Here is a 15,372-nt window from a genome sequence, read left to right as displayed (position 1 = left end):
AGTTAAAAAGCTGCATTTAAGCCTACGGCATACATTTTAACGGTAGGGTACATGGCGCGGGTACCATCCGATTCAAACTCAGGGTCCTGGCCTTTATAATGCGTGAAGGTGAACGGGTTCTCCGCGCTCAGGTTTATTTTCAGGCTCCGGATACCACTGCGCTGCAGCCATACCTGCGGCAGTGTGTACGACAGCCCAATGTTCTTTACTCTTACAAAGCTGGCATCTTTCATGGCCAGCGTTTGCCCCAGGTACACAGATTCCTGGTTCTTGTTAGGCTGTGGATTATCGTTGGTAGGATTTTCCGGTGTCCAGTAATCCACATCCAGGTTATTGTAACGGCCGGCCAGGCGGTTATTGTTATCGTACCATTGTGAATAGATCAGGTAATGCTGACGGGTATTCACCACCACACTCAGGTCCAGGCCACGGTAAATGAAATGGCTGGTAACGCCCCCCAGCCATGCGGGGCGCTGATTGCCTATTACCACACGGTCCTGGTCGTTCAGGGTTTTATCATTATTGGCGTCTGCTATCTTTATCATACCCGGCTTAAAGCCCAGGGCTGCTGCTTCCGTTGCTTCGGAAGTTTGCCAGATGCCGGTCTTTTTGTAGTAGTAAAAAATGTTAATGGGCTGTCCGATGATCCAGCTGTTGCCCAGGTCATTCTTACCATCGCCATACAGCTGCACTATTTTGTTCTGATTGGCGCTGAAGCTGAAATCTGTTTTCCACTGGAAACCGCTTTTCGTAGATACGTTAATGGTAGAAAGGCTTACCTCCCATCCATTATTGCGCGTAGCGCCTATATTCTCTACTATGTTGGTATAACCGGTGCTGGAAGGAATGCTGCGGGTAAGCAGGATGTTCTTTGTATTGGAAATATAATGTTCTATGGAACCGGAAATACGGTCGTTGAATAACCCGAAATCAATACCCATATTCAGCTCACGGGTAGTTTCCCATTGCAGGTTAGGATTGGCAATGCTGTAAGGTATAAAACCATTGGCGCCCGTTTCCCCAAAAGCATACACACCTTTAGTGAGCAGGCTGAAAGTGCCATAAGGGTTTACCGGGTTATTACCATTGCTGCCATAGCTTACACGCAACTTCAGCGCGCTGATGTTGCGCAGGCTTTGCATGAAGGGCTCTGCATCTATGCGCCAGGCCGCAGCAGCAGAGGGGAAATAGCCCCATTTATGCCCGGGCGCAAATACGGAAGAACCATCTGCACGCGCAGTTAATGTTAGCAGGTAACGGTTCTTATAATCATAGTTCACACGCGCCATGTAGGACAGCAGCAGTGATTTGCTGTAATCGCTGCTAACGCCTGTTACTTCCCCTGCGCTGCCCAGGTTATGATAGCCCTGCGCTTCATAAGGGAGCTTATTGGCGCTGATGCCGGCGCTGTTGGTGATCTGCTGCTGGGAGCTTTGTAATAAGGTAACACCCAGATTATGATCTTTACTGATGCGGTGCTTATATCTCAGTATATTCTCTACCGTTATGGAAAAGCGATCCTGGTCAAATGTGCTGGCCGTGGCATTACCGCCCTGGTTAGCATCCGTAAGGCTGCCTTTGAAAATGCCTTCCCTCGCTACTTCCAGCTCAGGCCCTACGTTCAGGCGGTAGGTAAGATCTTTGAGAATGTCCCATTCGCCGTACACGCTGGCAAATACCCTGGTTTTATAACGTTCGTCAATGGTGTTCTTTATTACCATTAAAGGGTTTACGCGCTGGCCTTCATCATTATTGGGACGGAACAACATGTTACCGGCACTGTCATACGGTACGCCCAGCGGGTTGGTACGCAGCATATCATCGAACACGGTGTTATCTGCTACACTCTGCTCTGACCGGGTTACAAAAGTGGATACGCCCATGCGGATGCGGTCATTTACCTGGTGGTCCAGGTTAATGCGTATGGATCCGCGGGTGTAATCTGTTTTATCAATGATGCCGGTTTCCCTGAAATAGTTAAGGGAAACAGCGAACTGCGTTTTTTCCTTACCACCGGTGATAGACAGCTGGTGGTTTTGCCGGGATCCCTGGTGATATACCAGGTCCTGCCAGTCGGTGCTACGGCCTTTGGCCAGTGATTCCAGCGCTATAGCATCAAACAGCTGATCATCCGGCGGAATGGGACCATTGCCATCTGCAGCAGCGCCTCTGGCAGCTTCCCGGCGCAGTTTGGCAAACTGCTGCCCATCCATCAGGTCCAGCTTGCGGGTAATGGAAGTAATGCCGTAGTAAGCATCATAGTTGATAACCGACCTGCCGGCCTGGCCACGTTTGGTGGTAATGAGTATTACGCCGTTAGCGCCGCGTGACCCGTAAATAGCGGAGGATGCGGCATCTTTCAGCACTTCTATGGAAGCAATATCGTTGGGATTGATCTCGTTAAAGCTGGCATCCATTACCGGTATGCCATCCAGCACCAGCAGGGGCGCATTGCCGCCGTTCATAGAACGCTCCCCGCGTATTAAGATGTTGGCGGAACCGCCGGGCTCATTGCCGCTGGTGAACACATCCAAACCAGCTACCTTACCTTTAAGACCCTGTATGGGGTTGGTAACAGGTTGCGCGGCCAGCTCCTTGCCCTGTACAGATACAATAGCGCCGGTTACCTCTCTTTTCTTTTGTGTGCCGTAACCTACTACCACTTCCTCTTCCAGCCCTTTAATATCTTCCTGCAATACCACGTTTATTTCACCACTGCCGGCAGTTATTTCCTGTGTCACATAACCTGATATAGTGTATACCAGCACTTCGCTTTCTGCTACCTGCAGGAAAAAAACGCCTTCCCCATCTGTAACAGCGCTGCGGTTAGCGCCTTTTACCTGCACCGTTACACCGGGTAAGGGCGCGCCTTTGGCATCCGTGACCCTGCCTTTCCGTTTATCGTCAGGATCAGCTGCTACAGTGGGTTTCAGCGGCACGGTAGTGATCTCTTTTTCCAGAATAATGACCTTATTATTTTGCACTTTGTACGTAAGGCGGGTATTGCGCAGCAGCTCATTCACCACCCAATCCAATGATCTTTGCCGGGCGTTCAGGCTTACGGCTTTGTAAGGGGCGATGGCCTGCTCGTTATAAATAAACAGCACACCGCTTTGCTGCTGAATAATGGTAAATGCTTCTTTGAGTGATCTGCGCTGGATGCTCAGATCTATTTTCTCCACCGGGTACTGCCCCCTGGAAACAGCGCCCTGCAACAGCTGAGCGCCTAACAGCAGGAACATACTTATTATATTACCTGTTCTCATGACCTGCTTAATTACAGATACAACATTACTGGTACAAATTTTCATACCTTTGCACGGGTTTTAATAATTGAGTAAAATCATTATGGGATCCGGTCCGGGGATCAATTAGTGATTGGCGTTACGGATTGATCTTTCCCGGGTTACTGCCGGTGAGGTATTACCTTACCGGTTTTTTTATGCGGGTAATTATCGTTGAAGCATAGGCGATACAATTTTATTGTTTACTGAATATGATGTTATGATGATCGATGGTGTAATGCAGTTTGTTGGCCAGGCTCAGGGCATCCAGCACATCGTTCAATGAATCCGGCGCCTCAAAACCAGCTGTGATGCGGTATGCAGGCAGGGTATTATCTGCAAAGGTTATGTGCACCCCGTACGTTTGTTCCAGCTGCATGGCTATCAGGTCCAGCCTTTCATTATTGAATAACAGCCGCCCGCTGGTCCATGCGCTGATGTTGGTGGCATCCCGGTGTTCCTTTTTCCAATTTTGCTGCTGCGTGTAAAAAGTGAGCTGCTCATCCGGCAGCAGTATTACCTGCCGGCCTGCCAGCTGCTGTACTGGATCCGCCTGCACCGCTACTTTGCCCTGCTGTACTGTCACCTGTACTATTGCCAGCTTTTCATAAGCGCGTACATTAAAGATGGTACCCAGCACTCGTGTATGGATGCTGCCGGAGCGTATAATAAAAGGATGGGCAGGGTCCTGGGTCACGTTTAAACAGGCCTCCCCTGTTAACAGCTCCACCTCTCTTTGCGGGCCGTTAAATTTATCGGGATAACGCAAACGGCTGCCTGCATTCAGCCATACTACAGAGCTATCGCTCAGGCGCAGCTGCAGCGGATGATCCTGCGCAACAGCCTCCTGCCAGTGTGTTGCGCTAGGCCATAACTTTTGTAATACATACCCTGCGCCTAATAATAAGATAAGGCTGGCGGCTATTTTCAGTAGCGTACTTACCGGCATGGTTACACGTTTTGCAGTGCGTGGCTGTTGGATGCGCTGTAACAGGACATCTTCCTCCGGGTAGGCAGACGGTGCTGTGTAAGCGGTATTAGCCTCCTGCTGCCGCCGGTACCATTCTTCTACCAGCAGCTGTTCCTCCGGCGTACATTGCCCGGCTATATACCTTTTTAATAATTGTTTGATGTGGCGTGCTTTCATTTACATTAACCTGAAAGGTGTGTATGTATATGACAGGCCTGCGTAAAGGAAGGGGTAGGCGTCTATATTATCTAAATGTTAACGCTCTTCAAAACAACAAGGGGAAGTGGCTCATTTTATGGCGCAGGGTACGGATGGCGTTACTGATCTGCTTTTTAACGGTTTCCTGCGAGAGCTGCAGGCGGCTGGCTATTTCTTTGTGTGACAGGGTGGTTTTACGGCTCAGCTCAAATACTTCCCGCATTTTAGCGGGCAGCAGCGCTATTTCTTTTTCTATGCGGGCAATCATTTCTTTTTCCGTGATACGGTGCAGTAAAGAATGATCAGCAGTGGAAAGGAATTGTTGCAGGCTATCCAGGTGCTGCCGGTACGTACGCTTATGCGCTATTACATTCAGCACGCGGTTACGCACAGCGGTATATAAGTAGGCGGAGAGTGTGCCGGATAATACAATGCTGCCGGCTTTTGTGTAGATGGTGGTAAATACTTCCTGTACCACATCCTGCGCATCCTGCTCCTGTTCCAGCATACGGCAGGCGTGCAGGTACAGGCCGCCCCAGAAACGTTTGTACAGCTCATCAAAGGCAGGCGCATTTCCCTGCTGAAATAACGCTAAGAGTGTTTCATCATTTATTTCACACAGCTCACCGGGATAAGAAGATTGATACATATTGCCCCCTGGTTACGGCCAAAATTAATCTGAGGGCGGGGATATTTCATGTTAAATAATTGTGAGCGGCGGGTTCCATCGACTACATGCTGCCTGCTGCCGCACGTATCTTCTCCATTTCCTTCCCCGGCTCAGTAACTTCATCCGGCTGTACGCCTTTCTGCTCCCAGGTAATAGTGGTACCGGGCAATGTAGGCGAAGCAACGGAAACAGATACATAGAGCTGCTCATTTACCGGGAACCATTCATTCATATTGGCGCCGCCGGCAGAGGGCTGCCCTACAATGGTAGCGCGCTTTTGTGATTGCAGGCAAAAGGCCAGCGCTTCTGCGGCAGATGCTGTTCTGTTGTTGATCATTATAAATACAGGCGCAGTATATTTTTCCTGCGTAAGCCAGGAAACGGTTTTTATATTTTCTGTAGCGCCGTTGCGGCTCTTCATTTGCAGCAGCGGTGTATTATTCTTCAGGAAAAAACTTTCTATTACCGGGCCTATATCGCTGCCGCCGCCTCCATTGCCCTGCAGGTCAATAATGAGTGCTCGGGTGTGTGCAACAAACTGCATGGCAGCGTATAATACCGGTAAACTTTTTCCGGAGATATTGATCTCTGACAATTTAATATAGCCAATGTTATTATCCAGGATCCGTACTTCGCGGAAGCCGTAGTTCTTTTCGCTGGCAGCAGGGCCGTAATAGAAATCATCTTCTGTTTCCTTTGTAATGTTATCCGGTGGCGCCAGCAAAGTTTTTACCGTAGCAGGATCGTTGCGTACATACAGGTGGCCATCGTGGCTAATGCTGCGCAGCAGCTGCGTTGCCAGGGAATCAAAACCTTTCCAGGTAGTGGCAGTATTAAAGCTGCCATACTGGTGGGCGGCTTTAAATGCAGCAGCTATCTGCGCGCCTTTGTCTTCGTGCACATAACTACGGCGGATGATAGCGGCAATAGTATCAACGGCTGTAGCAATCTCTTTTTTGGAAAGCTGCGCATGCGTGCTGAGCGCAGTGCTTAAGAATGTTATAAATAGTATCCCCCATTTTTTCATACAAGTGTGTTTATGGGGCAAAGGTGAGGGAATGGAGGCGGAAGAAATAGAATGAAATTTGCCCGGGGGATACAAAAACGGCTGTATCAAAAAAATGATACAGCCGCTAATAGTATAAACCGGTATTACTTAGACAACTCCTCAAACTCTTCTGCAGATAATTCAATCTCTGCGGCTTTCATATTCTCATCTAAGTGGCCTATGGATTTAGTACCGGGGATCAGCAGGATGTTCTCTGCGCGCTGCAGCAGCCAGGCCAGCGCTATTTGTGCAGTGGTGGCGTTATGGGCAGCAGCAATCTTGTTGATCTTATCAGCCATGCTGTCCGGGCCGGAGGCCAGCGGAAACCAGGGAATAAAGGCCATATTGCGCCGGGTAGTATAGTCCAGCACTTCTTCCCACTGGCGGTTGCCCAGGTTGTAGAGGTTCTGTACAGATACAATAGGTAATACTTTTTCTGCCCTTTCGATCTGCTCAATATTTACTTCAGATAAGCCCACCAAGCGGATCTTGCCGGCTTTTACGGCCTCGGCTACAGGCGCCAGGGTTTCCTCTACCGGTACGTTAGGATCAAAGCGGTGCAGCTGCCACAGGTCAATGGTTTCTACTTTCAGGCGTTTCAGGCTGCCCTCAATGTTTTCGCGGATAAAGGCGGGGTGGCCGTTGGGGATCCACTGACCGGGGCCGGGCCGGTTAAAACCGCCTTTGGTAGCAATGATCACACCTGGTTTGTAAGGGTACAATGCATCTGCAATCAGGCTTTCATTTAACTGGGGGCCGTAAGCTTCGGCCGTGTCAATGAAATTAACGCCGGCAGCTACTGCAGCCTGCAAAACCTTCTTTGCGTTCTCACGGTCTGCTACCTCTCCGAATACGCCGGTACCTGTGAGCTGCATGGCGCCGTACCCTACCCTATTGATATTAAGCTGACCACCTAAAGCGTAGGTCAATGCTGTTTTGCTTGTTATCATGGTTTTTCAATTTAGTATAACAAAGGTGAGGATATTCCGGCAGGTAGAAAATATTAAAAGCGAACCGGCGGTGCAGCCAGGTTACCCTGACCAACCGCCGGTATTGTATTACAGTAGAAGAACAAATAATGGCTTAGTGATCCTACAGCGTGGTATTCACCCGCTCATTCCTTTTGTTGCCAAAAAGGTTTACCGTAGCGCCTACTTCATAAGCGCCATCCACATAGGTTTTAATACCGCCGGTTTGGGTAGAGTACAGCACCTGCAGCGTAACGGTTTGCATAATGTTAACCCCCACCCCTGCGGTAATGCTTTTGGTGGTATGGTACATGCCCATTACATTGGCTACATTGTTCAGGAAGGAGATATTAACTCCTGCATCCAGGATATTATCATATCCCTTTACACCCCGGTAGCAGAGCTTAGGCTCTACGCTGCTTACCGGGCCATCGCCAAAGAACTTATACGATGCGGCAGTGAAAAAGATACCGCCACCGTTCACGCCTTTATCATCGCCGGTGAACAGGCTTCTTACATTGGGTAAGGCGCCCTGGATGTTCCAGCGCCCGTCTGTGTAGGCCATACCGTATTCGCCTTCAAAATAGTTATCGCGGCGGTTAAAGGCGGCAATGGACGGATCTGTAACATCACCGTTCACATTTTTATAGTCTACCCGCTGGAAGTTAAGCGCCAGGGACAGGCCAAAGTGCAGTGTTTGCCCGTTATGCCCTACTGGTAAATGGTATGCATATGAAAGCGCTACGCGGGTACGGTTCATGAGTCCTGCCTGATCATTAAAGATGTTGATGCCGCCGCCCACGCGGTAGCCGAACAGTGCGTCGGCTGTAAAGAACTTGGTTTCAGGCGAGCCATCTATGCCGGTCCACTGGCGGCGGTAGGCGCCGTTAAAGTGGATGCCGGTGTCGGCGCCTGCCATGGCCGGGTTGGCCAGGTACTGGTTCTGGAAGTACTGGGTGCCGGAGGGTTCCAGCAGGGCCTGGGAATTACCCCAGGACTGGGCCTGTGCCTGCCTGCTGCCTATTAGGGTGAGCAATGCTGCACCTATGAATAATACCCGCATATGCTTTTTATTTAACCGTGTACACATGGTATCAATATTTTAACGGATCAATGCTGATCCCTGATGATAGTAATATATCCTTTTGCCGTTTTAGCGCCGCCGTTGATCTTCAGCACGTAGTAATAAGTGCCTTCTGCCAGCGGGCTGCCGTTGAGGGTAGCGTCCCAGTCGTTGCTATAGTTCACGCGGTGGTAGATCATGCGGCCGGAGCGGTCGAAGATGGATACTTCGTTATCCGGGTAGCTGTCCAGGTTGCGGATCACCCATTTATCGTTCCTGCCATCGCCGTTAGGTGTAAGGATGTTGATAGCATCTACTTTAAAGTCCTCAACCACTGTTATGGCTATGTCAGCAGTGCTGCTACAGCCGGCTGCTGTGGTGGCCGTTACTACATAAGTGATATTGCTTAGCGGCCTGGCTTCCAGTATAAAGTTATTCTGACCACTCAGGATACCATCTGCCGGCGACCAGCTGTACGTATAACCGTTAACCCTGGTAGCGTTAAGGTGTATCACATCGCCTTTGGAGATGGTGCTGCCTTTATCGCTGCTGATGCTGATGGATGGCAGCTCATTCACCGTAATGGTGAAGCTGCGGCGCAGGGTATCTACCCCACCGTTGTCCGTACCGCCGTTATCCTTGATGGTAACGGTGATAGTGGCTGTGCCGGTGGTTACAGATGCTTTCAGCTTGTAGCTTAATACGTTGGATGCATTTACACTCAGCGCATCAAAGAACGGCTGGTTAGAGACTGCGGTAATGGTATACGTTTGTCCTGCTTCGGTGGCGGATGCGCCTGTCAGCTGAATGGTATGCGTATCAGTACCGGTACAAACCTTCGCATCTGCAATAACATCCAGCGTAGGCGCTTTGTTAATGAATGCTATGAGCACTTTAATAGTTACCGGCGCTGCTGCGCTGGTATTTAACCCGTCGCTTACCGTTACGGTGAGTGTAAAGGTTTGGCCGGCCTTGCTTTTCAGCAGGGCGGCGTCTTTTACGGTAATTGCGCCGGTAGCGGCATTCAGGGCAAAGGTTCCGCCGGAGCCGTCGGTAACCAGGGTCCAGTTTTGCAGGGTGCCTGCTGTTTCAGCAGCAGTGAGCGTACCTACAACAGTGCCTACGGTGCTGTTATCATATACATCGAAGGAAGCATTGGCAATTACCGGTGCAGTAACATCATAGGTAATGGTTACAGTGTTGGAAGCCGTGTTACCATTATTACCGATGTTCACAGCGGCATCTGCCGGTACGCTTACATTCACTGCGCCATCTGCTACGGGTGTGATGGTAGCGGTATAAGTAATATTATCTGTGGTATTCAGGTTGCTTACGGTAGCATTAGTGGCTGTGATACCGGTGCTTGTTAAACCTGTTACGGCCTCGCTAAAGGTGAGCGTAACATTAAATCCGGTATTTACGCGCGCTGCTGCGGTGGTAGCTACTACTACTGTGGGGTGCGCGGTGTTAACGCGTACGCCGGCGGTGCTGCCAACACTGTTCAGGGTAAGTACTGCATTGTTGCCAGCCGGGTCGCGGAGGGTGCTGCCATTCAGCGCCAGGGCCGCGCCCGGGGAAATGCCGTCCATATCCATCTGGCCATTCAGCACGGTGTAGCGGAACAACAGGGCATTGGTGCCGGTACCGCTTACATAATTGGCCTGTACGGTAGTAGTGCCAATGGTCACCGGTATGGATGGGGTGCCGCCTGCTACATCCACAGCCTCGCTCATATGCACGGTGAAGTCCAGGTTCTGGCCAGTGGTGTAGTAAGCGTTGGCCGGTACATCCACAGATGTAATAACCGGTGCTGTAGCATCGTATGTGTAGCTGATGGTATTGGATGCGGTGTTGCTGTTGCTTACAACATTCACTGCTGCATTAGCGGGCACCTGCAGGCTTACCAGGCCATCTGCCACTGGTGTTACCAGTGCGGTATACGTAATGTTATCGGTAGTGTTCTGGTTAGACAGTGTGGCGTTGGTGGCGTTGATATCGCTCAGGGTAAAGCCGGTTACTGCTTCGCTGAAAGTGATGGTTAAGGTGAATGGCGCATTAGCCTGCACAGTGCCTGACAGCTGTACGGTTGGTATAGCGGTGTATACATACACGCCGCTGGTATTACCCACGTTGCTGAGGGTGTTTGCAGCGGTGTTGCCTGCGTCATCTTTTATAGTGCCTATCATGGTACCTGCAATGGCAATGCCATCCAGGTCCTGCTCACCTGCCTGCACCGTGTAGGTAAAGGTTAAGGCGTTGGTACCGCTGCCGCTTACATAGGCTGCCTGCACAGAGCTGCTGCCAATGGTAAGGTTCAGGGAAGGTATGCCGCCTGCACCTATCACGTTCACATTTTCACTGTAGTTAACGGTGAAGCTAAGCACATCGCCTGCTTTGTAATAACCGTTAGCCGGTACGGCTACAGAGCTTATGGCCGGTGCGGTGCCGTCGTAGGTGTATGTTAAGATATTGGAGGCTGCGTTACCGTTATTACCGATGTTCACCGCTATATTGGCGGGTACCTGTACGGTTACCGTACCATCTGCCGCAGGCGTAATTAAGGCCGTGTAGGTAATGTTATCAGCGGTTACCGTAGCGCCGGCAGTACCGTTGGTTACAGTAATATCGCCGCTGGTAAAGCCGGTTACTTTTTCACTGAAAGTAAAGGTGGCTGTGAATGGCTGGTTACCAGGCGATACTGCTGTGGTGCTTACTGTTACCGTGGCGGTAGTGGTGTTTACAAATACACCGGCTGTGCCGGGCACACCATTCAGCGTTAATACCGCATCGTTAGTGGCGGCGTCTTGTATGATACCGCCGTTTAAGGTAAGATTGCCCAGGGCAATGCCATCCATATCATTATCACCGGTTTGCACGGTGTAGGAGAATGTGAGCTGGTTGGTGCCGCTGCCGCTTACATAATCTGCCTGTTGTGTGGCAGCACCTATTACCACACCTAATTGCGGTGTGCCGGTAACAGTTACGTTCTCACTGAAGGTAGCGGTAAGGCTAAGCACATCCCCTGCTTTATAATAACCGTTAGCCGGTACGGATACTGCGGTTATTACAGGTGCAGTACCATCGTAGGTAAAGCTAAGCGTATTGGATGCCGTGTTATTGGTGCCGGCTACGTTCAGCGCTTTATTGGCCGGGAAGTTTATGCTTACAGGGCCATCTGCCGTAGGCGTTACCGTTAGTGTGAACACCGTGTTGGCAGTGCCGGACAGGCTACTTACCGTACCATTGGTAACGGTGAAATCTGCTAATGCCACACCTGCCATAGATTCGCTAAAGGTCGCGGTGATGGTGAAGGGCGCATTTACCAGTGCGGGTGCTGCGGTGGTTAATGTTACGGAAGGTATAGCGGTGTGTACCCGTACGCCGGTAGTGGCGGGCACGCCGTTTAAGGCAAGTGCCGCATTGTTGGTGGCTGCATCCCGGATAGTGCCGCCATTCAGCTGCAGGGTACCCAGGGTAATACCAGTCATATCCTCTTCCCCGCTCTGCACTGTATAACGGAATACCAGCGCGCCGGTACCGCTGCCGCTTACATAGCCGGCATTACGGGTGGTGCTGCCTACCACTACTTCCAGGTAGGGTGTGCCGGTTACCGTTACATTTTCACTGAAGTTTATGGTAAAGTTGAGGATACCGCCTGTTTTATAATACCCGTTGCCAGGTACGCCCACAGTTGTAACAACCGGTGCAGTACCATCGTAGGTAAGGTTGAGGATATTGGATGTTATGTTACCATTGCTGGCTATATTCACCGCGCTGCCGGCAGGTACCTGTAAGGATACGGCGCCATCGGCAGTGGGTGTTACATCCAGTGTATAAGTAATATTATCGGAAGTATTCAGGTTGCTTACTGTGGCGTTGGTAGCAGTAACATCTGCTGCGGTAAAACCGGTTACTTCTTCAGTGAAGGTAATGGTGACCGGGAACAGCGCATTCACCAGGGCCGGTGCGGTGGTGGATATTGTTACGCCAGGTACTACGCTGTATACAAATACACCGCTGGTGCTGCCTATGCTGTTTAATGTCAGCACAGTGTTGTTGGCAGCTATATCGCGGATAGTACCACCATTTAGTGCTATGGCGCTGCCTACGCTGATGCCATCCAGGTCCTGCTCCCCTGCCTGCACCGTGTAGCGGAATACCAGCGCGCCGGTACCGCTGCCGCTGATGTAGCTGGCATCAACTGTTGCAGCCCCGATAGTGATGGGAATTGTTGGTGTACCCGTTACCGTTACATTCTCATTGAAGTTAACGGTAAAGTCCAGGTTCTGCCCGTTTTGGTAATACCCGTTGGCCGGTACGCTTACAGATGTTACTGTGGGCGCAACTGCATCTACCCGCACGCCGCTGGTGTTGTTTAAGTTATATAAGATAAGATCAGCATCGTTGGTGGCGGCATCTTTTATAGAACCGCCGTTTGTGCTAAGGGTGCCTGCAACAATGCCATCAGTATCCAGCTCTCCGCTTTGGATGGTGTAGGAGAATGTCAGGTCATTTGTGCCGCTGCCGCTTACATACACAGCCTGCCGGATGATAGAGCCTATCATTATACTGATCTGCGGGGTTCCGGCTACGGTTACATTTTCATTGTAGTGAACGGTAAAGGTGAGTACCTCCCCGGTGTTATAATACCCGCCAGCCGGTACGCTTACGGATGTAACGGTTGGTACAGCGTCATCGTAAGTAATGCTGAGCGTATTGGAAGCCGTGTTGGGGTTATGGCCTATGTTCTGTACTGCATTAGCCGGTAACTGCATATTTATAACGCCATTTGCCGAAGGCTGCAGGTCCATCGTATACGTAATGTTATCCGTTGTCTGTAAGTTGCTTACCGTAGTATTGAGCACATTAAGATCACCTACACTAAGGCCGGATACCGCCTCGCTGAAAGAAAGGGTAATGCTGAAGCCACTGTTACGCGGCGAGCTGGCGGTGGTAGATAATACCACAGAAGGTATAGTAGTATTTACACGTACGCCGGCCAAGCTGGGCACGCCACTCAATGTAACATTCGCATTATTGGTGGCTGCATCCTGGATAGTACCGCCGTTCAGGGCAAGCGTACCTAAGGTAATGCCATCGTTATCTGCTTCGCCGGCTTGTACGGTATAGCTGAATACCAGGGCATTGGTGCCGCTGCCGCTTACATAAGCTGCCTGGCGGCCGGTGCTGCCAACGGTCAGGTTAATATAAGGTGTACCCGTTACCGTTACATTCTCGCTGAAGTTAAGGGTAAAGTCCAGGTTCTGGCCGGCATGGTAATAATCATTGGCCGGTACGCCTATGGATGTAACGGTAGGCGCTGTCTGGTCTACGGTCCAGGTGTAGGAATCAGGTGTTGCGTCTGTATTACCAGCAAGGTCTCTTGCTCTTACGCTGAAGGTATGTGGCCCTTCTGCCAAACCCGTATAGGTTAACGGAGTGGTAACCATTACAAAAGCACCTGCACCCAGGGCGCCCTCAAAGGTAGCGGCCGGATCGTCGGAGCTGAATGTGAATGTTGCGTTAGCACTGTTGGTGATTAAAGGCGGCATACCGGTAATAGTGGTATTGGGCGCTGTCTGGTCCAAAGTGATGTTGTCCGTTTCAACAATAAAGTTGCCTGAGCGGTCCCGTACCATCACATACACTGTTTTGGATCCATCACCGGCAGATAATGTCCAGGTCTTCGTTGCCGCCAGGGCTTCAAAGGCGCTGTAAGAGGAGCCATCATTGGAGAAGGCCATCTGCAGTACTGGATCTGCATCGGTAGCCGATATAGCCAGATTAACCGAAGGGTTATTGGTAAAGGCTGCACCGCTGTTAATGGTAAAGGTATTTATTGTTGGGAAGGTTCTGTCTATCGTATATACCTGACCGCTTGTATAAGGTACGGGCGTTACGGTGGGGGAAATGCCGGATCCGTTAACATCCAGTCTCAGCGTACCATCGCCGGTGCCGGTATTTACAGTTACCGTATAGGTAGTACCGCTGCCGCTTACGGTGGTTATGGCGGCGCCGGTAAGGCCGGTGGTAGTTAGTGAGAACGCAGCGGTGGTAACACCGGTAGCGGAACCACTGAAGGTAACCGTATACTGTACGGAGGCCGTATTGGTGGGCGATGCATTAACGCGGTTTACGCTATTAACGGCAATAGTAGGCGGATCCAGGCGCTTGAAAGCGCCATCGGCCGGGTCACCAGCAGTGGCCGGATCATCTGTTGCATCATTTACAAAGATGCTGCTCCCTTTTACCACCATGCCCCAGGGATAAAAACCGGCTGCGCTTACCAGCGTTACCGGTGTGAGGGCAGTGCCTGATGCGCCTGCAGTTACCGGGTATGAATATTTTACGACATGCGAAGTAGTAGCGCTTACTGCTTCAACAGTATACAGGTTGTTGGAAGCATCCAGTGCCAGGGTGCTAATGCCCTTGCCGCTGTTAATAACGCTGGCAGTATACGCGGGATAGGTTAGCTTTATCAGCTGGCCGCCATCATTACTGGTACCGGGGGCAGGGTCATTGGTTTTAAAATCCAGGAAATAAATATTCCCGTAGTCATCTACTACAACGCTCCAGGGATAGGAAAAATCCTCCTGATAAGGCACCCCGGCATATAACACGGTACCTGCACCGGTTTCATTCGTGTGCAGGTATTTAACCACCCGGTACTTATCATCGCCATTATTGTATGTGCCGTCGGGATCTATATATTCCGTGGTAATAATGTCATTATTCTGGTCGATAGCAAGCGAAGAATAAAACTTGCCGCTTTGTATCACCGATTTTGTGTAGGATGGTGCAGTGAGCTTAATGATCTCCCAGTTATCAGTTCCAGCTGGAGTTGGGTTTGTAACATATACATCGCCCAGCGAGCTCACGGCCAAACCCCAGGGGTATTCAATAGCATTGGCATCCAGCTGCAGGCTGCTGTTTAATGTGACAGGCGCTCCGGTACCGTTGATATATTCTACCACGGTATATTTGCCGCTACCAGCATCTTCCCGCACAGCATAAATGTTGCCGGCAACATCTTTTGCCAGCGCACACTGTGAAAGGCCTGAATTTATGGTAGTGGAGGTATACTGCGCCATGGCTGCAAAGCCGGACAACAGGCCGGCCAGCAGTAAGTAAAGGGCTTTCATACTTTGTGTAAATGTATGTTTCATATAAG

The 15,372-nt window shown here is 50.6% G+C and carries 7 protein-coding genes; all 7 read right to left on the bottom strand.

Going from position 1 to position 15,372, the window contains the following annotated elements; translation table 11 throughout:
• Nucleotides 1-2: 2 nt before the first annotated feature.
• Complete coding sequence (locus KVT36_RS04520; RefSeq protein WP_217602309.1) at nt 3-3,266, bottom strand: TonB-dependent receptor; 3,264 nt, start codon at nt 3,264-3,266, stop codon at nt 3-5.
• A gap of 214 nt (nt 3,267-3,480) precedes the next feature.
• The gene (locus tag KVT36_RS04515; protein WP_217602308.1) at nt 3,481-4,431 is read right to left on the bottom strand and encodes a FecR family protein; all 951 of its coding nucleotides are present in this window, start codon (nt 4,429-4,431) and stop codon (nt 3,481-3,483) included.
• A gap of 88 nt (nt 4,432-4,519) precedes the next feature.
• Nucleotides 4,520-5,101 carry an RNA polymerase sigma factor gene (locus KVT36_RS04510; protein ID WP_217602307.1) on the bottom strand — a complete coding sequence of 194 codons (582 nt, stop codon included), beginning with the start codon at nt 5,099-5,101 and terminating at the stop codon, nt 4,520-4,522.
• Between the two features lie 82 nt (nt 5,102-5,183).
• Nucleotides 5,184-6,149, bottom strand: a complete 966-nt coding sequence (locus tag KVT36_RS04505; RefSeq protein WP_217602306.1) for a S41 family peptidase — start codon at nt 6,147-6,149, stop codon at nt 5,184-5,186.
• A 125-nt stretch (nt 6,150-6,274) separates the two neighbouring features.
• A complete protein-coding gene (locus tag KVT36_RS04500; protein ID WP_217602305.1) occupies nt 6,275-7,120 on the bottom strand; it encodes an aldo/keto reductase in 846 nt (281 codons plus the stop codon).
• Nucleotides 7,121-7,262: 142 nt separating this feature from the next.
• Nucleotides 7,263-8,228: a PorP/SprF family type IX secretion system membrane protein gene (locus KVT36_RS04495; protein WP_217602304.1), complete on the bottom strand. Its 966-nt coding sequence runs from the start codon at nt 8,226-8,228 to the stop codon at nt 7,263-7,265.
• Nucleotides 8,229-8,248: 20 nt separating this feature from the next.
• On the bottom strand, nt 8,249-15,367 hold the full coding sequence (locus KVT36_RS04490) for an Ig-like domain-containing protein (protein ID WP_217602303.1): 7,119 nt from the start codon (nt 15,365-15,367) through the stop codon (nt 8,249-8,251).
• Nucleotides 15,368-15,372 lie beyond the last annotated feature (5 nt).

It is taken from the genome of Chitinophaga sp. GbtcB8, assembly GCF_019091455.1.
Taxonomy (GTDB): Bacteria; Bacteroidota; Bacteroidia; order Chitinophagales; family Chitinophagaceae; genus Chitinophaga.
This window is presented reverse-complemented; position numbering and strand designations above follow the sequence as displayed.

What these genes read in the sequence shown, in the direction of transcription:
- KVT36_RS04520 (WP_217602309.1), bottom strand. Translation starts at nt 3,266, where the DNA reads ATGAGAACAGGTAATATAATAAGTATGTTCCTGCTGTTAGGCGCTCAG.
- KVT36_RS04515 (WP_217602308.1), bottom strand. Translation starts at nt 4,431, where the DNA reads ATGAAAGCACGCCACATCAAACAATTATTAAAAAGGTATATAGCCGGG.
- KVT36_RS04510 (WP_217602307.1), bottom strand. Translation starts at nt 5,101, where the DNA reads ATGTATCAATCTTCTTATCCCGGTGAGCTGTGTGAAATAAATGATGAA.
- KVT36_RS04505 (WP_217602306.1), bottom strand. Translation starts at nt 6,149, where the DNA reads ATGAAAAAATGGGGGATACTATTTATAACATTCTTAAGCACTGCGCTC.
- KVT36_RS04500 (WP_217602305.1), bottom strand. Translation starts at nt 7,120, where the DNA reads ATGATAACAAGCAAAACAGCATTGACCTACGCTTTAGGTGGTCAGCTT.
- KVT36_RS04495 (WP_217602304.1), bottom strand. Translation starts at nt 8,228, where the DNA reads ATGTGTACACGGTTAAATAAAAAGCATATGCGGGTATTATTCATAGGT.
- KVT36_RS04490 (WP_217602303.1), bottom strand. Translation starts at nt 15,367, where the DNA reads ATGAAACATACATTTACACAAAGTATGAAAGCCCTTTACTTACTGCTG.